We start from the raw sequence: 24159 nt of genomic DNA, 5'->3' as shown, positions 1-24159 counted from the left end.
TTATCTGTAAAGGTGTTCGGATGATAAATTTACTTGTTTTTGCTCACAAAACTCTTCTATTTGTTCCCACATTTGTTTAATATCTTGTGGTTTGCTAAAGTACATATCAAAACCAGCATTTAAACATTTGTCTCTCCAAACATCTCCAACATGTCCTGTGTAAGCTATATAGATTCCTTTTCGATGACAACTTTCGAGTTCTTCTAAAAATCTAAACCCATCAACTAAAGGGTCCGATAGCTTTAAATCTATTATAAAAATATCGTACTTTACATCAAAGGACTTGCTCAATGCACTAAACATATCCTGCTCTGTGTCTATGTATGCATACTTCTCTAGTGATTTTTTCATCACTAAACAACTAACAGCATTGTTTTCTAAATAAAGTACTTTCTTTTTCATAACCGCTAAAATTAGCTAACAGGCAATAAAACGTTAAAAACAGTTCCCTTGCCCAAAGAACTATCTATGTTTATGCTTCCTCCTAAATACTCTACATAAGATTTAACAATATACAAACCTAAACCACTACTCACATCTGTACCCGAAGTAACTTCATTAGACATGTAAAATGGCTCAAAAATTTTACCCTGCTCCTCTTTTTCAATTCCTATTCCATTGTCTTCTACGGTAATCTTAAGTAACTGTCTATCTGCTTCTTCAATAACTTTTACGTTAACTTCTACGTAAGTGTTTTCTCCGCTATACTTTAATCCGTTGTTGACTAAATTAGTAATAATTTGAGTTAAAAACACAACATCTGTAACAATTTCGGAATTTTTGTTATGTAAATTCCAATGAACTGTTTTACTTTGTTTTACAGCAAGTGCTTGTACATTGTCTAAGCAGTCATGTAATAGGTTATCTAATCTAACTTTAATCATTCTATCGCTACGCAGAGCCTCTGCATCAAATTCTAGCAATCTAGAGAAGGTGTCAATCACTCTTTTACAACTAACGTTGATCAAATTTGTTAAGCTTTTATTTTCTTCATCCAATCCTTCGGAATCTTGAATAATGCTAGACAAGCCCATAATAGCACTTATAGGTGTTCTAATTTCATGACTTAAATTACTCAACACAAGTTGTCTCAAGTCATTATAGCGCATGGCCTCATTTACTTTTACCTTTAACAGATCTAGTTGCTCCTGCTTCTTTTTGTTTTCCTCTGCCAATAAGTAGAAATCATATTTTAGCTTTCTGTATTCTTGATCTTTCGAGGTTTCTCCATTAATGTCCTCACTTTCTAGTTTGTGTCTTGTTAATATATTTTCTTGAATACTTCTAGAAAATTTAACAGCTACTTTTGTATCACTTTGAGTCCAAGGCAAACATTTACCTTGCACAGTTTCTTGCCAAATCTCAAAACTTGTACGTGGTGTCAACGGTCCTTCCTTGGCATCGTTAGGATTCCCTGCCCAGTGGTATATTGTTTTTTCTTCGCACCTATTAAGGAACAGATAAAGACTTTGCTCGCTAGTTGTAGGAATCTCAACAGTTATAACACCTGCTACTTTACTGTTTTCTGGTGCTTCTAAGGTATTTTTGTCAGAACTTATTAAATATTTAAGACCATTACTCTTAATACCTTTAGATTTTAACTTTTTAATCAAACTTAAAATTTGACCTCTCCCAATGGTTTCTTCATATCCATCAATCACATTATTCTCTGGATTGTATACATTGTAACCACTTAGTTTCAATAATTCTTTAGTCGCAGACCAATTTTTAAAAATAAGTTTGGTAACACTTTCTATCCCTAAATCTTCTTTAATATGATAATAAAGTTCTTTTTGTTTCGCCCATTGTTTTTTATTTTGATTTAATTCAATGGTTTTTAAACAAGTTGAAATGGTTCCACCAAAAAAGCTACTTAATACTTTGATATTGAAATTAACGGTTTTTTTGCTTTTATAATTGTGGCAAATTAGCATTCCCCATAGTTCACCTTCGTGGATAATACTAATTGCGAAGGTAGCCTTTACCCCCATATTCTTAAGATACTGAATATGCAATGGGCTTACTGTTCTATACACAGAATGACTCAAATCTACAGGCTTGTCAAAATCGACACCATGTAGTTTTACACCCAAATCATCAACATCTACTATAGAACGTTGCAAATTTGTTTTGTACAACTCCCTAGCTTGTTTGGGAATATCTGTAGCAGGGTATCTCAATCCTAAGAAAGATTCTATCCCTAAATTTTTCTCCTCGGCAAAAATTTCTCCGTCACCATTATCATCAAACTTATAATACATTACCTTGTCAAAACCCGTTACTTTTTTCAAGTAATTTACTGCGTTCACAGCAAGGTCTTTTTCGTTATCTATCTTTTCTGATAATTTTAAAAAACTTTCTAGTTCAGAAAAATGATCTTGAATGTGATTACTTTCGTTAACGTCTATTTCTTCTAATTCTACGTAAAAAGTTTGATGATTAGATTTCCCAAACCTCAATCTATTCAATTTTCCTTTAAAAAAAACTTGTTGACTCTGTAACTGATAATCAATTCCTGACTTTAAAAACTCTAAGGCTAATTTGGTTATATCTTTATTAAATAACTGAGTTAGAGTTATGTTTTTCTGTGGGCTTAGGGTAGAAATGTATGGCTCTAAGTTAGAGGAATAGTAAACCAATTCACAATTATGACTGAAACCTATAAGGGTACCGTGACTTTGAATTGAACCCAGCATATGAATAGGTTCGTTATCACAATTTTGTTCTGTTACAGGGTAATTTTCACTTAAATCTTTACTGATAATATAACTCACGATGATACTATTAATTGGATGACTAAAATAAACGTTTCATTGATGCTAAACATAAATAAATCACTAAAAATGTTTATGTTTCGTATGTTTAGCATAAATATGATAAAATCATTTATTTTGCTATTAAATAAAGCTTTTGTTGTTTATTTATAAAACTTCTACAATAGATAAATTCCTTACCACACCATACCAAAACTTTCCGTTAAACTTGATTTTCTAAATAATGATAATCAATCTGAAACTGGCTTTTTAGTTCTGCAATTTTTTTATTGATTTCTTTAGTATCTATTTTTTTATGGTTCTTGGATCCTACTAACATCACGTTTTTACGTGTATGCTCATTAGAAATAAATTCAAACACCTTGGTACTATATTGATATTTCTCTAATATTAAAGCTCTTATAGTATCAGTGACCATTTCGAACTGACGTTCTTTAAAAATACCATACTTTAATAAAGGACTTTCTTGTACCTTTCCTTTGACTTGCTGACGAACTTGTTTATGACAACAAGGAGCACAGATTACCAATCCTGCATTAGCTACAATCCCTTTTGCAATGGCATCATCTGTAGCTGTGTCGCAAGCGTGTAAAGCGATTAAAATGTCTATTTTTTTATTGTCGTATTCTTGAATGAGTTTGTTCTCAAATTTTAACTCTTCAAAACCACATTTTTTAGCAACGTTATTGCAGTAATCCACTAAACCATCTCTCAGCTCAATTCCCGTTACAGAAACTTCTTTATGCTTATCATTTTTCAAATAATCATACAGCGCAAAAGTCAAATACCCCTTTCCAGATCCCATATCTACAATTTGTATATGCTTAGGAAGTTTTACCTCTTTAATTAAGCTCTCTATAATTTCCAAATACTTATTAATTTGTCTGTACTTGTCGGCCATTTTAGGAATCACATTCCCTTCTTGATCTGTAACTCCTAAATGAAATAAATAATCTTTATTAGCCGCTCTTTTTTCTTTAGGTCTGTCATGATGCTCAGGTAACTTGTTGGTAAAACTTGGAGCTACTTTTTTTACTGTAAGCGCTTTCTTTTTAGAAACAAATACTTGAATATCATCTGGCAAGGTAAAAACTACGGCTGCTCTAAAAGTATGGAGTAATAGGTACTCCATTTCCTCGAATGCCTCGTCAAATGAGTAGTTTTTTACGACATCATTCGTTTTATTTCTGTAAGTAAATTGTAACTTTTGTTGACTTTGGATGTTGACCAACCTTGCATAAACATTACGCAAACCCTCATTTTTTCTTAGAGGTTTGCTAAAGGTCATTTTTACAAAAGTGTCTGCAATAATACTATTTTTTATTTCTTGTGATACAGCCTCAAATTCTTCCATATCGCAAAATTAGGTTTTATATGCGGAGGAAAAAAACTAATTAAGGACTTCAAAAGTTCATCAAATAATTCTTGAGCTACTTATCTTAAAAATTGACAGTAAAAAAATTGTCTAAAATTACTTTTTCTTATCATTTACTAACATATTTAAAATTGTTTTTATGCTAAAAATTATATGCAAAAAAACAGGTGAAAAACCACACACTAGACGATTTGAAGCCTTTTGTAACAGAATAAACACACCTTATACCTCAAAAAAAACGGTTAATTCCCTGCGTAAACTGACTTATACTACTGATAAATAAAACAATACGCACTATTGTTTATGGTTTATCTCAGTTTGTGCCAATATAACATTTTTACAAATCCAAATAAGAAACAAATCATTCGTTAATTACTTATCAACAGAAACCTTATTACACCTAAGTTAACGTAAAAATTGTGGGTTTTAATTGCAAAAAATGAATTTCTAATGATGACTGTTGTTTTGGGAAGAATTGAATCTGATTTGTTAAAACAAATACTTCACGATAGATTGGGCACCGTGAAACTATTAACTATCAAACCTAAATTTTTATGGATTTATCAAACACTTTAGACCTATTGTGGGTCATTGTATCTGGGATTCTTGTGTTCTTTATGCAGGCAGGATTCACTCTGCTAGAAGCAGGATTTACCAGAGCAAAAAACATGGCAAATATTGCCATGAAAAATATTGTAGACCTTTTTGTAGGGGCTATTGCCTTTTGGGCCGTTGGTTATTCTCTGATGTATGGAGATTCTATCAGTGGATTCGTTGGAAAAACTTCGTTTTTTTATATTGAACCCAATGATATGCACAATCTGTTTTTTCAAACAGTTTTTTGTGCAACCGCAACCACTATTATTTCTGGTGCTATTGCGGAAAGAGCTAAATTTTCAACTTATGTAATTTTTACTTTTGCCTTCACCACCTTTATCTACCCAATTGCAGGACATTGGATTTGGCAAACTGATGGTTGGCTAACGCAAATGGGGTTTATTGATTTTGCAGGGTCTACAGCCGTACATGTAATGGGTGGTTTTGCTGCTCTAGTCTATGCTGCTATTTTAGGAGCCAGAACAGGTAAGTACACCAACGGAAAAACTAATGTAATTCCTGGTCATAATAATCTATTCTCTGTATTAGGAGTATTTATATTATGGATGGGATGGTTTGGTTTTAACGCCGGATCTACACTGTCTATCACTGGAGAAAGCACCAGCTTAGTTCCCTTAATTATATTAAACACAAATTTAGCCGCTGCTATGGGTGGAATTTGTGCCTTATTTATCACTTGGATAAAATACAAAAAATCTGACATTGCCATGACTTTGAACGGAACGCTCGCCGGACTTGTGGGTGTTACAGCAGGTTGTGCAGCTGTTGAACCTGCTGGAGCAATGGCTATTGGAGCTATTAGTGGTATTGCGGTTGCCTTAGGATCTGAATTTGTCGAAAAGAAAATTAAAATTGATGATGCCGTATCTTCTTTTGCCGTTCACGGTTTATCTGGTGTTATAGGAACTATTCTGGTAGGTATTTTTGCTACCGAAAATGGTTTGCTGTATGGTGGTGGGTTTGAACAACTTAAAATACAATCCATCGGTTCTTTTACGGTGGCAGGTTGGTCCATCGTAGTTACTGCCATTATGGTGTACATTCTAAAATATACTGTCGGAATTAGGGTTTCTTTAAAACACGAAATTATTGGACTGGACAATTCTGAACACAACATTCATTATGTTGAAGAAAATACTGATAAAGTAGTCGAATCAAAAAAACCAATTATAGAGAATACACTTTAATACAAAAATAAATCAATCATGAAAAAAAACATTTTCCTCCCAATTTTTGTTTTTTTTATTTGTTTGTTAGGTACCGGATGTGGTGATCACGCAAAAAAAGACTCCACTCCGTCTATTTCAGAAAACTCGAATCGTACTGTTAATGACGACCAAACGAAGTATGCTGAAATCAATCCTAAGAAATTACTCAAACAAATAGAAGCTCACTATCAATTAGACGAATTTAGTATTGCCAAAGACAAGCTAAATTACCTTATTAGAAATGATTCAATTGCAAAAGACAGCTTGTCTTTTGTAATTGATAAATTGAAAGTAAAAATTGATTATAAACTCAAACAAATTCAGAGAACCAACGCAATTAAAGAAGAAATTGCTCGAAATAAGAGATTGTCGAACTCCTTGGAAAAAATGAGAATCGAAAAACAAGGAGACACTGATCTATATGTAGACTTAACAAGTCCTGAATTTGAAACTAAAGAGTGTTTTTATACTTATTTAAAGGTTAAAAATGAGGTACCTCAGTTATTTTTAAAAATTAGATATATTGATGTTGACCCTCTTAAAATTCAAGACTTTATTATCAATATTGACAAATTAGAACACACTTTTAACGGAGACATTCAGTCGAGTGTAACCAAGGGTAAAAAAGAATATTACATAGAACTTTTGGATAAAGAGATTACCTCTAAAGAGGATCTTGAAGCTATTCACGCTATTTCTAGTGCTAACGAAGTTATAGCCCTGTATGTAGGTGAACTTAATTACAGACAAAGAGAAATTAGCGAAGCACAAAAGTTGGCCATCAAAAATGTTTTAGATGCTTACGCTTATTTTAAGTTAAAAAGTAAAATAAATTAATTCCAATCAAAACCATGAAACCCATAATTATAAGACTTGTTGTTTTTTGTTCGTTATTGATTGCGTTTAACACCTACTCATTTAGTATCGGAGATATTTACGTTATTAAGCTAGGTGTGTTAAAATATCTAATCAAAAAAAAGGACCTTTCAGATGTATATGCTGTAAAAGAAACAAAAACGGTAACAGAACTGAAAAATACGGTTAAAGAAAAATCTACTGTTTATATAAACTTGCAAAAACAGGTAAACCTTTTAGAACAGGAAAAAATTAAATACGTTAGAAAATATGATTCTATATTAATAGTTAAGCAAGAATTTGATCAAATAAGTGAAAACATTTTATCTTTCTTAAAATCTTCTAAACCCGTAGCAGAAAAAAAAGGATTACTAAAAGAAGCCCAAGTAATAGCTACTAAATATGGAATTAAAGATTTAATTTATGCAGACAAAGAAATGGACCCTGCTAGAAAATCTAAATTTCTTGTACTTTCTCTAAATCCTATTGATCACAAATTTCACTTAAAAAAAGTGTTGAAAAATTTAAAGCAAGAAAAAGTTGTGAAAGAAATACCCAAGTACAATGACAAGAAACTAAACACACTTAAAACCAAATTGAGGAATACTGCAGCATATGAGTATAAAGAAGTTTATGGAGGAAAACTAACGAATCAAACGTTAACAGCTCAAGGAAAGGTAAAAGATCTTAATCTTGTTGCAGGTAAGTTTGAAGAACTTCGTGAAGCTTATTTAATTGTGGATAGTAAAAATCCAAAGCTACCTAAAAACAGTATAATATCAGAAGAAGAATTTGCTGTTGCAGACATTGACAAAGTAAAATTTTTAAAACTCTTATTAATCAAAAATGTTGAAAACGGAGCTATGTTGATGGTAGAAGAAAATCACTTACAAACCTACGGTTACAAGATAAATTAAACTTGAAAATTCCCTGTTTAGTCCTATCAAACAGGGAATCTCACAAAATCATAACAAAAATTACAGTTATTTATTTGATGCATTTGATAATTTCTCAGAAAATTAGCTGTATTAATAGTACTAGTCGAATTACATATATTGATTCTATAAGATCTATAGCCATCATTATGGCATTAGAGGCTCACTTTATTACTCAGAGTCTACAAACGCAATACAAGGACGACTCCAACATTATTTACACTGTTTGGAAATTTATGAGAAGCTTTACCGCTCCTGTTTTTTCTATTTATTTCTGGTTTGATTTTCACTTAACTATTGTTAAAAAATTAAGCCCATAGCAGTCCATTATCGGTACTGTTATTTTCATTGCTTTTTTGTAATGTGGGGTAAGGTTCGAAAAGCTTTGTCACCAACAGAAAAAATAGTTCTATTTCTCTAGAAAATTGAAAAAGATGACAACTAAATAATTACTTATTGTAAAAGACAGTTTAATCGGTAAAATTCTTTCTTATTGCTTTGAATACATCGAATCTACGTTGATCTAACAGATCAATTTTCGCTTGGTAGAAAATGATTTTATACAAACATTTAGTACTACTGATTGAGTATCTATTCAAGTTCTGAAAAATGAATTTACTGTTCTTAATAACTTAGATAATATTATATATGAACTTTCGTCGATATGTAAATCTTTTTCAAACTTCGTTCTTCTCATCTTAAATTACAATCACAATTATTCCATTAGAAAGGGAATGATATCGATGTAAAGTTCTTTGCCTAATTGTTTTCATCATCTTAATTAGGGACAACAATACTAAGCATCAAACATTTGCAAATTTGTCCTATATTCGTAAAAAACAAAACATCCATGAAAACCGTATTTCTTTATTTGCTTATTCTTACCTCTTCCCTATCAATCTCTGCCCAATACCAAATATCATCTAAATCTGTTGTTGGTAAAAAAACTACAATAACAACAAAATACGATAGAGGATTCGTGGTTAAAAGCGATGGAAGCCGTCTTGATGGTTTGATAAAGCTTAAAATTGTGAACAATGATACTGTTGAAGTACGATATAAGAATGATGCTAAAAAGAAATTTAAATTTAAAAGAGCACAACTTAAAAATTTTGGACTGAAAAGCTTAATATCAGACAACAAAACATCCAGAACAGCTGAAAAAAACTTTAACAGTGGATATATTATAAATAATAATAACGAAAAAAAAGAAGGGAAAGTAGCGCTTAGGTTTGTCTTAAATCCTGGTGAGGCCATTGGTAGAAAATGGTTTGTATATAAAGTATTGTTTGATAAGGGGAATGGCGAGTATGATACTTACGTAGCTAAAGATCTGAAGGCAGTAGGTCAAAACGTAGAAGGGACACAAAATACGTACGTAAAGTATAAAGATGGCTTTACAAAACAAATTCAAAAAGGGGAATTAGAATTATTTAGGAATCCGTACTCCAACTCAGAAAACAAATTAGCCAATAGTTTGATAAAAGACGTTCAACAAGATTTGGCAGAAGAAGTCGCAAAACAAACTGTTAAAAGTGCTATAAAAAATGGTAAAGGAACTTTATCTGATGCTGTAAATAATTATAACGCTGTAAATTCTGCTGATATATCTATTAAGCGTAAAGAATACCTAGTACGAAAAAAAGGAACAGATACGTTTGAGGTATTGTCTAAAAAAAATTACAAAGATTGGTCACAAAAAATATTTGAAAATTGTAATGCTTTTTCAGAGCTAGAAAAGAAAGGTCAAAAAAAATTAACTAAATGGGACAATTTAGTAGAGGGTATCTCTTTCTACAATAACCAATGTAAATAAACTTTTTATGTCTTAATTCTGTCAATCATGTTATTACTGTCGTTAGAAATGATAAGAAAACGTTCAAAGAGAGTCATTCTAAAATAAGTTGACCATTATAAAGAACCAATGGAAACCTGTGAAGCTATCTTCACAGGTTTTTGCCATATAATATTTTTAAGAGTTCTTGCTAAAGGTGTAAAAATCGGTCAAACTTATGTTAAGTTATTTTGAAATGGAGCAAAGTCTGAAAGTGAATATAAATAGTTTTACTTGCTAATAGTTAATCTTAACAGGTAATTTCACAAAATCATAACAAAAATTACAGCTATTTATTTGATGCATTTGTTAATTTCGCAGAAAATTAACTGTGTTAATGAGTACTAATCGTATTACTTATATTGATTCTATAAGATCTATAGCCATCATTATGGTGTTAGAGGGTCATTTCATTACTCAAAGTCTACAAATCCAGTATAGAGACGACTCTAATATTGTATACGATGTTTGGAAATTTTCAAGAAGTCTTACTGCTCCTATTTTTCTATTTATTTCTGGTTTAATTTTTACTTACTTATTGTTAAAAAATCAAGCTAGCGGTTTTAATAACTCTAGAATGATAAAAGGAGTTAAAAGAGCCACAAAACTTATTCTGATTGGTTATGCTTTACAACTAAATCTTTATACCTATTTTGTGTTAGACAGACCTTTATTTTCTGATCTGTTTAAGATATTCCACATATTGCAATGTATTGGTAGTTGTATTCTAATTATTGTGTTTTTATATGTAATGAAAACACTTCTAAAAAAAATCTCTTTAGGCATCTACACACTTTTATTGGGTCTGTTCTTTTTTTGTTTGTGTCCAACCATTGAATTTTTAAATTATGACAATGTTCCTCAATTCATAGAAAATATTTTAACTGTTAGCAAGAACCCCAATTACAAGCCTTCAGTTTTCCCTTTGTTTCCGTGGGCTGGCTATGTGATGTTTGGTGCTACTTTAGGAAGTATTTTCCATAAATATCCCAAACTAGCACATTCATATCTCTTACCTATATCATTATTTAGTTGTGGATTTATTTTGAATAAATACTACTACCAAATTTTAGGTTTATTTTTTGATGCTGTCAACTCAAATAGTATAGTAGATTTTAGTGAAGTATACCATTTAGCCAGACTTGGTCAAGTATTTATGGTATTGGGAGGTTACCTCATTTTGTATTTTAACAAAAGTATTTTTGCAAAATTCTTTAGGTTTGTGCCTTGGGACAATTCTTTGTTTGTTAAAATTGGTCAAAATACACTCAGTATTTTTACGCTACACGTTATTATCTTGTATCAAGGTTTTTTTGGATGGAAAATCAACGAACTTACCAGTAAAAAATTAAGCCCATGGCAGTCCATTATTGGTGCTGTTGTATTTATTGCTTTTTTTGTGTTGTGGGTTAAGTATTTAGAAGATATCAAACAGATTCCAACAACAATGATAAAAAAGCTAAAAAGTATGATTTTTTCAAGAAAAACAATCTCCTTTGCTTTAAAAAAAATGAAGTAAAACCGATGCGAATAATTCCTTATCACAAAAGGTAGTTTAATCGGTGAAATTCTTAAATTTGCGCTTTTAAGTTAAATTTGAACAAACTTCATTAATAATGATATTATTCTTTCAAAAAAACACGACTGTTTTTGCAGTACTAACATCAGCTCAAAACGCTGAAAACATTCAAAAATTAGAATGGTTGTTTGGAAACGCAAAACAAGTTACAACTGAAACTTTAAACGGTTATTTTATTGGACCTCGTAGAGAAATGATTACTCCTTGGAGTACCAATGCTGTAGAAATCACTCAAAACATGAGTATTTCTGGTATAGAAAGAATAGAAGAATTTACAAAAGTAAAATCAAAGGAAGCTTCCATTGATCCGATGTTACAAAAAATGTACGAAGGATTAAATCAAGAATCTTACACCATCAACGTAGAACCACAACCTATTTTAGAGATAGAAGATATTAGAGCTTTTGATGCTCAGGAAGGTTTGTCTCTAAGCGATGATGAAATTGCTTACTTAGAAGATATGGCTAAGCGCATTGGTCGTAAGTTAACAGATTCTGAAGTATTTGGTTTTTCTCAAATTAATTCAGAACACTGTCGTCACAAAATATTTAACGGAACGTTTGTTATAGATGGTGAAGAAAAAGAATCATCATTATTTAAAATGATTCGTAAAACCTCTAACGAAAATCCTAACGGAATTGTATCTGCTTATAAAGATAATGTTGCTTTTGTAAAAGGACCTAAAGCCACGCAATTTGCTCCTAAAACTGCAGACAAGCCAGATTTTTATGAAACTAAAGAATATGAATCTGTAATTTCTTTAAAAGCAGAAACACATAACTTCCCTACCACTGTAGAACCATTCAACGGAGCTGCAACAGGATCTGGAGGAGAAATTAGAGACCGTTTAGCAGGTGGTAAAGGTTCTTTACCGTTAGCTGGAACTGCCGTTTATATGACCTCGTACTCAAGATTAGAAGAAAACAGACCTTGGGAAAATTTAGAAGAAAGAAAGTGGTTATACCAAACACCTATGGACATCTTAATTAAGGCATCTAACGGTGCTTCTGATTTTGGAAACAAATTTGGTCAACCCTTAATTTCTGGTTCTTTATTAACTTTTGAGCACGAAGAAGCTAATAAAAATGCTGATGATTTAAGGACTTTAGGGTTTGATAAAGTAATTATGCAAGCTGGTGGTGTAGGTTACGGTAAAGCTGAGCAAGCTTTAAAGGCAGAACCTGAAGCAGGTGATAAAATTGTCATATTAGGTGGAGATAACTACCGTATTGGTATGGGAGGTGCTGCTGTATCTTCTGCAGATACGGGTGCTATGGAATCTGGTATTGAATTAAATGCGGTTCAACGTTCTAACCCAGAAATGCAAAAACGTGCTGCCAATGCCATCCGTGGTATGGTAGAAAGTGAAATCAACCCCATTGTATCAATTCACGATCACGGAGCCGGTGGACACTTAAACTGTTTATCAGAATTGGTAGAAGAAACTGGAGGTTTAATTGATACTGATAAACTACCCGTAGGAGATCCTACATTATCTGCTAAAGAGTTAATTGGTAATGAATCTCAGGAAAGAATGGGACTAGTTATTAACGAAAAAGATATTGAATATTTAAACAGAGTTGCAGAGCGAGAACGTTCTCCAATGCATACTGTAGGAACTGTAACTAACGATAATCGTTTTACTTTTAAATCTGCCACTACAGGAAAAGCTCCTATGGATTTAGATTTAAATGATATGTTTGGTTCTTCTCCAAAAACAGTCTTAAATGACACTACGATTGCTAGAAAATACGATGACGTTACTTATAGTAATGATGAAATTCAAGCAAACTTAAAAACTGTTTTACAACTAGAGGCAGTTGCTTGTAAAGATTGGTTAACAAATAAAGTAGACCGTTGTGTGGGTGGAAAAGTTGCCAAACAGCAATGTGCAGGTCCTTTACAATTACCGTTAAATGACGTAGCTGTAATGGCTTTGGACTACAATGGTAAAGAAGGAATTGCTACTTCTATAGGTCACGCACCTGTATCTGCTATTATCGATGAAGCTGCGGGTTCTCGTAACGCTATTGCAGAGTGTTTAACCAACTTGGTTTGGGCTCCGTTACAAGATAAACTAACCTCTGTTTCTTTATCTGCCAACTGGATGTGGCCTTGTAAGAACGAAGGAGAAGATGCTCGTTTGTACAATGCTGTAAAAGCTGTTTCAGATTTTGCTATCGACTTAGGAATCAACATTCCTACAGGAAAGGATTCATTATCCATGAAACAAAAATATCCTAACAAAGATGTAATTGCTCCTGGTACGGTAATTATTTCTGGTGTAGGTCATTGTAACGATATTAACAAAGTAGTAGAACCTGTTTTTTCTAAAAAAGAAGGAAATGCTATTTATTATATAGATTTTTCTTCTGATGCATTTAAACTGGGAGGATCTTCTTTTGCGCAAGCTGTGAATAAAATTGGAGCTGAAACTCCAGATATTAAAGATGCTGCTACCTTTAAAACAGCATTCAACACAGTTCAATCCTTAGTAGCTAAAGGATTGTTAACTGCAGGTCACGATATTTCTGCAGGAGGTATGATTACTACTATTTTAGAAATGTGTTTTGCTGATGTTAATTTAGGTGCAAACATTAATATTTCTGCTTTAGGAGAAGCAGATACAACCAAAGCTATTTTTGCAGAAAATGCAGGGGTTATTGTACAAACCGTAAATCCTTCAGAAGTTGAAGCTATTTTAACAGCAGCTGGATTAAAGTTCGCAAACATTGGATTTACAGTTGAGAGTGACACAGTCACATTAACTAACGGTAGCCATATAGAAAAATTCGCTGTAGCCGCGCTACGTGATACTTGGTACAAAACTTCGTACTTATTAGACAAAAAACAATCTGGAGATGCAAAAGCTACAGAAAGATTTGACAACTATAAAAAACAATCATTAGACTTTACCTTCCCTTCTAACTTTACAGGTAAATTACCTAAAATAGAAGCTGGTAAAAAGCCTGTTGCTGCAGTATTACGTGAAAAAGGATCTAACTCTGAACGTGAAATGGCAAACGCATTATACTTAGCTGGTTTTGATGTAAAAGATGTGCACATGACCGATTTAATTACAGGTCGTGAAACTTTAGAGGACGTAAACTTTTTAGCCGCTGTTGGAGGATTCTCTAACTCAGACGTTTTAGGTTCTGCTAAGGGATGGGCTGGTGCTTTTTTATACAATCCAAAAGCGAAAGCTGCTTTAGATAATTTTTACGCTCGTAAAGACACTTTATCTCTAGGAATTTGTAATGGGTGTCAGCTGTTCATAGAATTAGGATTGATCAACCCAGATCACGCTGAAAAGCCGATAATGGAACACAACGATTCTCATAAACACGAATCTGGATTTACTTCTGTTAGCATTCAAGAAAACAACTCTGTCATGCTAAGTAGTTTATCTGGTAGTACTTTAGGAGTTTGGATTTCTCATGGAGAAGGTAAGTTTAACCTACCCTACTCAGAAGATCAGTACAATTTGGTTGCTAAGTATGGATATCAAGGTTATCCTGCCAATCCAAACGGATCTAGCTATAATACAGCTATGATGAGTTCTGAAGATGGTCGTCACTTAGTCATGATGCCACACATAGAACGTTCAATCTTTCAATGGAACTGGGCAAACTATCCTACCGACAGAAATGATGAAGTTTCTCCATGGTTAGAAGCCTTTGTAAATGCTAAAGAATGGTTGAGTAAGTAAGGAAATCTACCTTATAACTTCACACGATAAAAATTACTAAAAGAGTCCAATATTATATTGGACTCTTTTTTTAAACCCCCTTAAATATATAATTATCAATTATTTAAATTTTAAAATTTTATAGTTGTATAATAAGTCATGTTCATTTTTTTTGGCTGTTAGTATAATATTAACTAACTTGAAAGGAGTTCTTTTTACCTTTTAAACCCCATCAAAATGAAAAAAGCCGTATTTGCCATTCCACTACTTTTTATAATTTTTGGATTTTCTCTAATGAATAATAAAACCAAGGAGGATAAATTTTGGAATTGGTTTTCTAAAAATCATAAAAAAATATACTTAGGAATTGAAAATGATGATGAAAAAGAAAAAATTTACGATGCCATTTCAAGCAAACTCAAAAGGATAGAACCAGATTTAACCTTTGAACTCAGTCCCAAACTTAACGATAATACAAGAGAGCTAACAATTTCTGCCGAAGGAGATATCAAACATTTTTCTACCGTAAGAAATTTGGTTAAAAAAGCTCCTAAATTAAAAAATTGGAAGTTCAATGCTCTCAAACAAAGAGCAAACAACAAACGTTTTAAAGCTGAATACGATAAATTTAAACGCGAATACGGTGATATTTACTTTAGATATAAAGATGGTAAGTATGGGGAAATAGGCTTAGAATTAAATATCCGAAATTACAATGGTAAGGTGGCCACCCAAGAAGCAACTTTTCACTTAATTGATATTCTTATCAGCGAATACGATCACACACATGCTATAGAATGGGTAGATTGGGTAGTTTTAAAAGAACAAGAAGTAGAATATTTAGAACCTTTCATAAATTTAAGAAGAGTGATTGATGCTAAAAAGTTGAAGAAAAAACCAAAACACCACAACTTTGTATTGTAATTAATCTAGACCAGGTTTGTTCCTCAATTTCTTTTTTAAAGAATTTTGCTGCTTGCTCTTCAATCTTTTTTCTAAAACTGATCTAGAGGGTTTTGTTTTACGTCTAATTTTAGAAACTTTTAAAGCCTCTTTTAAAACCTCTAAAAAGCGTTTAATTACCAATTCCTTATTTCTAAATTGACTCCTGCTTTTATCGCATTGTAAAGACAAAATAACCTCTTTATTTATTTTATTACTCAAGTTAACTTTTACTCTTTGCTTTTCTGCCTCAGTTAAGCCTTTAGAGTCTTGAATATTAAAATAGAGTTCTACTTTTGTAGCCACTTTATTTACATGTTGTCCTCCTGCACCACTACTGCGCACGGCTTTGAATTGCAATTCTTGAATAATTTGTTCTGTGTTCAAAACGATTGTATAAGAGTTCTTTAAATTTTTCCTTGATAGGTGTATAAATCGTAATAACGACCTTGAGCGGCTATTAACTCCTCATGGTTACCTTTTTCTGCGATTTTACCTTGTTCTATCACCAAAATCTGATCAGCTTTTCTGATGGTACTCAGCCTATGGGCAATTACAATAGTAGTTCTATCCTTAGTTAACTGATCTAAACTTTTTTGAATAAGCACCTCACTTTCTGTATCTAGATTAGAAGTAGCTTCGTCTAAAATAATAATTTTAGGATTGGCTAAAATAGCTCTAGCAATGGCAATACGCTGTCTTTGTCCTCCAGATAATTTTACACCTCTCTCCCCTATCAAAGTGTTTAAACCTAGCTCAAATCTATCAGTAAACTCGTTTACGTAAGCTGCCTGTACTGCTTTTTCAAGTTCATCGGTAGTAGCATTGGGACGTGGAAACATAATATTTTCCTTAATAGTCCCTTCAAATAAAAATTCGTCTTGTAAAACAACTCCCAAATGTTTTCTAAAACTGTTCAATTTAACTTTAGACAAATCTTGGTTATCAATGGTAATTACACCAGAGTTTGGATTTAGAAAAGTTGCAGACAATCCAGCAATAGTTGATTTTCCAGATCCCGAACTTCCCACCAAAGCCACTACAGAACCAGATATTGCATTAAAACTTATGTTATGTAAAACTTCTTTATTGTCTTCGTATGCAAAAGAAACGTTATCAAAATTTAAATCTCCTTTAAACTCTTTTATTTCTATAGTCCTGTCTGGATCCTCGTCTTCTGCACGCATATTCATCAACTCTTCTGTTCTATCCAAACCAGCCAAAGCTTCTGTTAGTTGACTTCCTATATTGCTCATTTGAACAATGGGAGCTATCATAAATCCTAATAACAATGTAAACGATAAAAAATCTCCAATAGTTAAATCTCCTGTCATTATTTTATATCCACCTATTCCCATAATTCCTGTGGATGCAATACCTAATAAAAAAGTAGAACTACTAGTCATTAAAGCTGTAGCCGTTAAACTTTTTTTAATATTTTGAAACAATAAGTTTACTCCTTTCTCAAACACCAAACTTTCTTGCCTCTCTGCATTAAAAGCTTTAATTACCCTAACCCCAGCTAAAGTTTCTGTTAACCTACCAGTGACTTCAGCTTTAATTTTTGCTCTTTTTCTAAAAATAGGTCTTATGTATCCAAAGGCTTTCAAAGCAATAATTCCAAAGATACTTATCGGAATTAACACAAAAAGTGTCATCGTCCAGCTAATCTTAATTAAAAGAATTAAAGAAATAATCGCCGTAATGGTTCCACCCACTAACTGAACCAGTCCAGTACCTATTAAATTCCTAACTCCCTCTACATCACTCATAATTCTAGAAACTAAAGCTCCAGACTTTTGGTTGTCAAAAAAATTGATAGGTAGAGATAAAACTTTTTTCTGTACCTGTGCTCTTAATTCTGATATTAAATACTGGGCTTGTATACTTAGTATTTTTGTCAGTAAAAATGAAGTTACAGCTTGTACTAAAATGGCAGCACCAACGAGAATCAATAAATTGTATAACTCTTCAAAATCTTTATTAGGTATCACATCATCCAGCAATACTTTTGTTTTCCACGGTAAAATTAAACTAGCCAAACGACTTAACACTATTAAAATCAACCCTATAAAAACCAAATTTCTTCTTGGCCAAATAATACTTTTAAAAGCAGACAGCATGGTTACTTTACTTTTAGTTTTACCTTGCTCTTTCTGTTGATGTTGATATGATTTCATTTACTATCGTTTGAGAAAACAAATATACTTTCTCGCTTACCGATTACATAAACATCTCCATTTATTTTATTATTTATATTTACCATATGATAAAACACTATTTAATTCTTTTATGTTTTTTTGCTCTTGCTGCTTGTAAACAAAATAAAGTCACAAAAACTTATTGTGCTGACGAGCCTGTAATAAAGTACAAAGGATTAAACCGCGAGTTGAATACCGTTTTAACCAAAATGAAAGACAGCACAGGGATTAGAGTTTTAGAAACAGGTACTCAAGCTATGTTGACTAGAGCTTGGTTATGTAATCAAGCAGAAAAAAGCATTGATATTCAATATTTTATTTTTGCTGCAGACAATTTAGGGCTGATTGCCTGTGATTATTTGGTAAGAGCTGCCGATAGAGGGGTGCAAGTATATATATTGGTAGATGATATTGTGGTAGATGCTGAATTGTCTGATTTAGAATCTTTGGCCAGCCATCAAAATATCCATATCAAAATATACAATCCTGGGGTTAACCTGGGCAAAAATTTGTTTCAAAAGCTGTATAAGTTTAGCACAGATTATAGGAGTGCTAATCAAAGGATGCATAACAAAACTTTTATTGTAGATGATAAAATTGCAATCACCGGAGGTAGAAACATTGCCGATGAGTATTTTGATTATGACCACCAATATAATTTTAGAGATAGGGATTTGTTATTGATAGGCAAAGATGTTCGACAGATAAAAAAGTCTTTTCATACGTTTTGGAATTATGAACTTAGTATTCCTGTTCAAAAACTAAAAAACCATACCCTTTCCAACAAATATGACTTTACCAAACTACACGAATATACTTGTAACACAGAAAATTTTTGGCCGCAAGTAAAAAAGTCATTAAACGAATATTCGTTGTTTGAGGCTCCCCGCCCAATTACGTGGTTAAAATCTATTCAATTTGTATCAGATGCTCCTGGTAAAAACGATGGAAGTCGAGGACTATATGGAGGTGGAATCACTACCGATAGTCTAGTTGCTTTGGTTAAAAAAGCTAAGAAATCTATTTACATACAAACTCCCTATTTAATTACCACGGCTATGAGTAGGCAGTTATTAAAAAATGTTGTGGACAAAGGAGTAAACATCAAAATACTAACTAATGGAATGGCATCTACAGATGCTCTAGAGGCTTTTAGTGCTTATCAAACAGATCGATATAAAGTACTAGAGACAGGTGTAGAAATATATGAGTACAAACCCAATGCAAACATTCAAAAAAAATTGATGACAGGCGAGTTACATAAAAACCAAGAACATCAACCTACTTTTGGTTTGCATGCTAAAACGATGATTATTGATGATGAAATTACTGTAGTGGGTAGTTTTAATTTTGATCCTAGAAGTGCTAATCTTAACACAGAATGCATCACTATACTGAGGTCTACGATCTTAACGGAGGAAGTATTAAAAGCTATTAAAACTGATTTTTTACCTGAAAATTCATGGAAAATAACTCCTGATTTTAATCCTGATCACTTGGTAAACAAAACCAAACAATTAAAAGTATGGACAAGAAAAATAATTCCTAAAAATATTCTCTAAGACTGTTTTTGCTGAATTATTTGTTGAGTATTTGTACAAGGAAATTATATAGGCTAAAAAAACAAAGTAGCTTTCTGTATTGACAAGATTTATTGTTGAACACTTGTAAATACGCTATCAATTTGAATATTATATGTTATTCATCAAAAAAAAATAACATTTTTGTGTAGTATACGATTAAGACCAAGCCACTGGCTGATTTTGGATAAACTAATATATTTCTAACGCAACGTCAACCTCAAAATTAAAAAAAGTGAGTGATTACTTTTTTTATCTAAAAACATTTTTATCTTTGTAAGTGATTACTCACAAAAATATGACTGAGAAAAAAGAAAAAATATTAGAATCTGCATTGCATCTGTTTGCTAAAGAAGGGTACACAGCTACATCTACAAGTAAAATTGCTAAAGATGCAGGGGTATCCGAAGGGTTGATTTTTAGACACTTTGGTAACAAGTCTAAGCTGCTGGTAGAATTAATGAATGAAGCTCAGCAAACTATTAACAAATTGTTTTCTCCAATTTTTAGTGAAAAAAGTCCAAAAAAAGTCTTGTTAAAAACATTAAATCTCCCGTTAAGTATAGAGGAAAAATATTACGACTATTGGAAACTACAATATATGTTGAGATGGGAACCAGAATATACTAACAATAGTAAATTTGTACCTATCCTAAATAAATTTGAAGAAGCATTTAAAGAATTAAACTACTCAAACCCTAAGCAAGAAGCTATTTTATTTAACCAAATACTCAATAGTATTGCTATTGATATTCTTCTGAACAGATTTGAAAAGGATTATATCGAATTTTTGAAAAATAAATATAAACTATAAAAAAATTTAACCACAATATAAGTGATTACTCACTATCATGAAAATACTACTGAAAAAAATATTATTAGCATTTGTTATCTTATTGGGAACATACTTTATCTCTGTTTTTTTAATCCCTTATATAACCATAAGAGCAGAAACAATACAAGCAGCTAAAGAAATCAATATCTATATCAAATCAAACGGAGTTCATACTGATGTAATAGTTCCCATTAAAAATCAGTATTATAACTGGTATCAAAAATTTTCACAAAAGGATACTAAAAAAGAAAGCTCAAAAATGAAATATGTTGCGATTGGCTGGGGAGATAAGGGTTTTTATTTGGACACTCCTACTTGGGCTGATTTGACCCTTAAAACAGCATTGAGAGCTAGTCTAGGTTTGAGTACCACAGCGTTACACACCACTTATTATGATAAAATTGTGGAAGATGAAAATTGCGTTCAAATTAAAATAAGCGCTCAGCAATATAAGAATCTGTGTGATTATATATGTGAAAGTGCCAAACAAGAGAATTCAAAATTCGTAAATATTAAAACACAAGCAAATTATGGTTTACACGATGCTTTTTACGAAGCTAAGGGCACCTATCATTTGTTTAAAACGTGCAATACTTGGACCAATACTGCACTAAAAATATCTGGACAAAAAGCATGTTTATGGACGGTAACAGATCATCAAATATTAATTAAAAATAAATAAATTATGGAAACACAAAAAACATCATCAGCATTTGTAGCAGCATCTTGGGTTGCTATGGGAACAGGGTTAATTGGCTATTTAATTGGATTGGTAAGGTCTGACATGGAATTAAATGAAAAGGGATATTATTTCACCATTATTATGTTTGGATTATTTGCTGTAATTTCTCTACAGAAAGCTGTAAGAGATAGACTAGAACAATTACCTGTAACAGAAATATACTACGCAATTTGTTGGTTTGGCTCTATACTGTCCATTGTACTACTAATTGTTGGCCTGTGGAACGCAAACTTGTTGCCTAGCGAAAAAGGGTTTTATGCTTTTGCATTTCTTTTAAGCTTGTTTGGAGCAATTACGGTTCAAAAAAATATTAGAGACAATCAATAAATTTTATAAACCACTTTATAAAAATGTAAAATTCATATTTAAGTATCACAAAAAAAGCACCTATATACAAAGTATAGGTGCTTTTTGATATTTTTAGAAACTTTTTAATTAGTATCCAAAGAATTGCTTTTCTACTCTTAGACTAATCGCTGCTATTTTTTCTATAATCTGTTCTATGGAATCAGAAAACTTACCCTCTATTTCATTGATAGATAAATAACTATACTCACATCTTGTTTTATTGATTAAAAAAGAAGTACTTTCAATAGTTTCTTCTCCTTTTAACAATTTGATGGATTTAGCAATGTTGTTTAAACAGCTAATAATAGATCTAGGACACTGAGGATTCAAAATTAAAAACTCTAACGTTTCCGCGCTTTTAGGAGTTTTTTTATAGTGCCTTTTCATCATATCAAACGCTTGAACACACTTTAACAAAGTAATCCATTCGTAACTGGTATTAAAATTGTCATGCAAACCAGATAATGAGGATTTGGCATCTATATATTTTGTATTGATGATTCTTATCACTTGGGAAGCTCTCTCTAGGTTAATTCCCAAAGAAATAACTGCGTACGTTTCATCGTGTATTAAAGTTTCTTGAATTTTACCTCTTAAAGCCACAATTTCTTTGGTTACGTAAGAAGTAAATTCGTCCAGACCATTAACAATAAATAATTCTTTAGAATAATTTGTAATATAGTGGTGTAGTTGATTGATGGACTCGAACAACTCAATTGAAATCATATCTCTTGAGCTACTTGCATTTTCTCTAGCGCATTTAAAACAAGATAAAATTGAATAATCGTTATCGGGATTTAAGGCTACATCAAATAAAACATCTTTTTCAATTAACACCTCGTCCTTGTCAATAATTTCATCATTTACCATGAATAAAATTGACTTTAGGGCAAACTGCATGGACTGAGACAACTCATTTGGAGCATCTAAGGAAGAAAAGTAATTTACATTTAAAAAACGGGCTATATGTTCTGTTCTTTCAAGGTATCTTCCCATCCAGAATAAATTATTGGCTACTCTTGCTAACATCTTTTCTTATTTTTTTAAAACCCAAGTATCTTTTGAACCTCCTCCCTGAGAAGAGTTCACAATTAAATTTCCTTTTTTGAGTGCAACCCTAGTCAAACCTCCTTTTAGCACAAATTCTTTATCTTGTCCCAATAATGTAAAAGTTCTTAAATCAACATGTCTTGGCTCAAAAGCTTCTTCATCATCTATATAAGTTGCATGTGTTGATAGAGACATAATAGGTTGAGCAATGTATTTTCTCGGATTTTGTTTGATTACCGCTTTTACTTTTTCTATTTCTTCTTTGGTTAATTTGCTACCAATAGAAATTCCATATCCACCAGATTCATCTACTGGTTTTACTACCAGAGAAGAAATATTATTTAAAACATACTCTAGTTCCTTTGGATGGCTACAGTGGTATGTATGCACGTTATTTAAAATAGGATCTTCTCCTAAATAATATTTAATAATCTTTGGCATATAGGTATATACTGCCTTGTCATCTGCCACTCCAGTTCCTGGAGCGTTAACTAAACATACATTTCCTTTTTTGTAAGCTCTAAACAAACCTTTAACACCTAAAACGCTGTCTTTGTTAAAAGTTAATGGATCTATAAAAGCATCATCTATTCTTCTGTAAACAACATCTACTTTCTTTAAACCGTAAATGGTTTTCATGTAAACAAAGTCATTTTCTACTATTAAATCTCTTCCTTCTACCAATTCAATTCCCATCGCTTTGGCTAAATAGGAATGTTCGTAATAGGCAGAATTGTAAATACCTGGTGTAATCACTACACAAGTAGGACTGTCTACTCCAGTAGGTTTAACGGATTCCATAATCATTAACAAATTCTCCGCGTAATTATCTACTGAATAAGCTGGGTAATGATTAAAAGCCCCGTATAAGTTTCTTTTTAATGCAGCTCTGTTACTAATCACATAACTCACTCCAGAGGGACATCTTATATTATCTTCTAACACATAATATTCTCCATCGGCATGCTTAATTAAATCCGTACCAGAAATATGATTATAAACACCTCCTGGAGGTTTTAGACCCTTCATTTGAGATAAATAATTCTCAGAAGATGCTATTAAATCCAACGGAACAACTCCATCTTTAATAATGTGTTGCTGATGATAGATATCCTCTAAAAACAAATTAAGTGCTTTACTTCTCTGTAAAGCACCTGTTTCTAAATGATTCCATTCTTTTGCAGATATAATTCTAGGAAAAAGATCAAAAGGAAATACTTTCTCTTTGATATCTTTTTCGCCATAAACTTGAAATGTAATTCCCTGATTTAAAAAAGACGATTTTGCCTTGTCATTTAATTCGTTAAAGTCATCTATTTTATATTCTTTAAACAAATTGAACAACGTTTCGTAAATGGTTCTCACTTGTTTATCCTTTGTGAAAATTTCGTCGTAAAATTTAGAATCTAAACTGTAAGAAGAAAAAATAGGCAGCTTTTTATAATCAGTCATCTAGTAATGTGTTATTTGCAAATAAACCAATTGTAAATTAAACATTAGTCTATTAAACCGTCAAAAATAACTGTTTTTAAGCAGTTGTTACAAATAAAACCTAAACAAAAAGCAATTATTTATTCCTGTCAATAAATAAATAT

The 24159-nt window shown here is 32.0% G+C and carries 18 protein-coding genes; 11 read left to right on the top strand and 7 right to left on the bottom strand.

The window, feature by feature from the left end; all coding sequences use genetic code 11:
- The 3 genes from ACXGQW_RS11605 to ACXGQW_RS11595 all read right to left on the bottom strand — a co-directional run bounded on the left by ACXGQW_RS11605 (position 1) and on the right by ACXGQW_RS11595 (position 4128).
- Positions 1 to 402 carry a response regulator gene (locus ACXGQW_RS11605; protein WP_457822984.1) on the bottom strand — a complete coding sequence of 134 codons (402 nt, stop codon included), beginning with the start codon at positions 400 to 402 and terminating at the stop codon, positions 1 to 3.
- 11 nt (positions 403 to 413) lie between these two features.
- Complete coding sequence (locus ACXGQW_RS11600) at positions 414 to 2774, bottom strand: ATP-binding protein (protein ID WP_457822983.1); 2361 nt, start codon at positions 2772 to 2774, stop codon at positions 414 to 416.
- Positions 2775 to 2976: 202 nt separating this feature from the next.
- Positions 2977 to 4128 carry a class I SAM-dependent methyltransferase gene (locus tag ACXGQW_RS11595; RefSeq protein WP_457822982.1) on the bottom strand — a complete coding sequence of 384 codons (1152 nt, stop codon included), beginning with the start codon at positions 4126 to 4128 and terminating at the stop codon, positions 2977 to 2979.
- A 575-nt stretch (positions 4129 to 4703) separates the two neighbouring features.
- On the opposite strand from ACXGQW_RS11595, the gene ACXGQW_RS11590 reads away from it, so the two are divergent.
- From ACXGQW_RS11590 to ACXGQW_RS11560, 7 genes are all read left to right on the top strand, one after another.
- A complete protein-coding gene (locus ACXGQW_RS11590) occupies positions 4704 to 5954 on the top strand; it encodes an ammonium transporter (protein ID WP_457822981.1) in 1251 nt (416 codons plus the stop codon).
- A gap of 18 nt (positions 5955 to 5972) precedes the next feature.
- Positions 5973 to 6812 (top strand): hypothetical protein, encoded by an 840-nt coding sequence (locus ACXGQW_RS11585; RefSeq protein WP_457822980.1) that lies wholly within the window; start codon positions 5973 to 5975, stop codon positions 6810 to 6812.
- A 14-nt stretch (positions 6813 to 6826) separates the two neighbouring features.
- Entirely contained in the window at positions 6827 to 7747 is a 921-nt protein-coding gene (locus ACXGQW_RS11580; RefSeq protein ID WP_457822979.1) for a hypothetical protein, read from the top strand.
- Positions 7748 to 8615: 868 nt separating this feature from the next.
- On the top strand, positions 8616 to 9581 hold the full coding sequence (locus ACXGQW_RS11575) for a hypothetical protein (protein WP_457822978.1): 966 nt from the start codon (positions 8616 to 8618) through the stop codon (positions 9579 to 9581).
- A 355-nt stretch (positions 9582 to 9936) separates the two neighbouring features.
- Positions 9937 to 11118 (top strand): heparan-alpha-glucosaminide N-acetyltransferase domain-containing protein, encoded by a 1182-nt coding sequence (locus tag ACXGQW_RS11570; protein WP_457822977.1) that lies wholly within the window; start codon positions 9937 to 9939, stop codon positions 11116 to 11118.
- Positions 11119 to 11215: 97 nt separating this feature from the next.
- Positions 11216 to 14887 (top strand): phosphoribosylformylglycinamidine synthase, encoded by a 3672-nt coding sequence (gene purL, locus ACXGQW_RS11565; protein ID WP_457822976.1) that lies wholly within the window; start codon positions 11216 to 11218, stop codon positions 14885 to 14887.
- A 216-nt stretch (positions 14888 to 15103) separates the two neighbouring features.
- Positions 15104 to 15790: a hypothetical protein gene (locus ACXGQW_RS11560; protein ID WP_457822975.1), complete on the top strand. Its 687-nt coding sequence runs from the start codon at positions 15104 to 15106 to the stop codon at positions 15788 to 15790.
- On the opposite strand, the gene arfB is transcribed toward ACXGQW_RS11560, so the two are convergent.
- Positions 15791 to 16195, bottom strand: coding sequence for an alternative ribosome rescue aminoacyl-tRNA hydrolase ArfB (arfB, locus tag ACXGQW_RS11555; protein WP_457822974.1), 405 nt, complete (start codon positions 16193 to 16195; stop codon positions 15791 to 15793).
- A gap of 20 nt (positions 16196 to 16215) precedes the next feature.
- Positions 16216 to 17988: an ABC transporter ATP-binding protein gene (locus ACXGQW_RS11550; RefSeq protein ID WP_457822973.1), complete on the bottom strand. Its 1773-nt coding sequence runs from the start codon at positions 17986 to 17988 to the stop codon at positions 16216 to 16218.
- 86 nt (positions 17989 to 18074) lie between these two features.
- On the opposite strand from ACXGQW_RS11550, the gene ACXGQW_RS11545 reads away from it, so the two are divergent.
- The 4 genes from ACXGQW_RS11545 to yiaA all read left to right on the top strand — a co-directional run bounded on the left by ACXGQW_RS11545 (position 18075) and on the right by yiaA (position 21493).
- The gene (locus tag ACXGQW_RS11545) at positions 18075 to 19571 is read left to right on the top strand and encodes a phospholipase D-like domain-containing protein (RefSeq protein WP_457822972.1); all 1497 of its coding nucleotides are present in this window, start codon (positions 18075 to 18077) and stop codon (positions 19569 to 19571) included.
- 316 nt (positions 19572 to 19887) lie between these two features.
- The gene (locus ACXGQW_RS11540) at positions 19888 to 20403 is read left to right on the top strand and encodes a TetR/AcrR family transcriptional regulator (RefSeq protein ID WP_457822971.1); all 516 of its coding nucleotides are present in this window, start codon (positions 19888 to 19890) and stop codon (positions 20401 to 20403) included.
- Positions 20404 to 20440: 37 nt separating this feature from the next.
- Positions 20441 to 21106 (top strand): TIGR02117 family protein, encoded by a 666-nt coding sequence (locus ACXGQW_RS11535; RefSeq protein ID WP_457822970.1) that lies wholly within the window; start codon positions 20441 to 20443, stop codon positions 21104 to 21106.
- A gap of 3 nt (positions 21107 to 21109) precedes the next feature.
- On the top strand, positions 21110 to 21493 hold the full coding sequence (yiaA, locus tag ACXGQW_RS11530) for an inner membrane protein YiaA (RefSeq protein ID WP_457822969.1): 384 nt from the start codon (positions 21110 to 21112) through the stop codon (positions 21491 to 21493).
- A 108-nt stretch (positions 21494 to 21601) separates the two neighbouring features.
- Here the strand turns inward: yiaA and ACXGQW_RS11525 are convergent, their stop codons facing one another.
- Positions 21602 to 22543, bottom strand: a complete 942-nt coding sequence (locus ACXGQW_RS11525; RefSeq protein WP_457822968.1) for an alpha-E domain-containing protein — start codon at positions 22541 to 22543, stop codon at positions 21602 to 21604.
- A gap of 6 nt (positions 22544 to 22549) precedes the next feature.
- Positions 22550 to 24016: a circularly permuted type 2 ATP-grasp protein gene (locus ACXGQW_RS11520; protein WP_457822967.1), complete on the bottom strand. Its 1467-nt coding sequence runs from the start codon at positions 24014 to 24016 to the stop codon at positions 22550 to 22552.
- Positions 24017 to 24159: the final 143 nt, after the last annotated feature.

It is taken from the genome of Wenyingzhuangia sp. IMCC45533, from assembly GCF_054111225.1.
The sequence above is the reverse complement of the archived record's forward strand: the minus strand, read 5'-3'. Positions and strand labels throughout refer to the sequence as shown.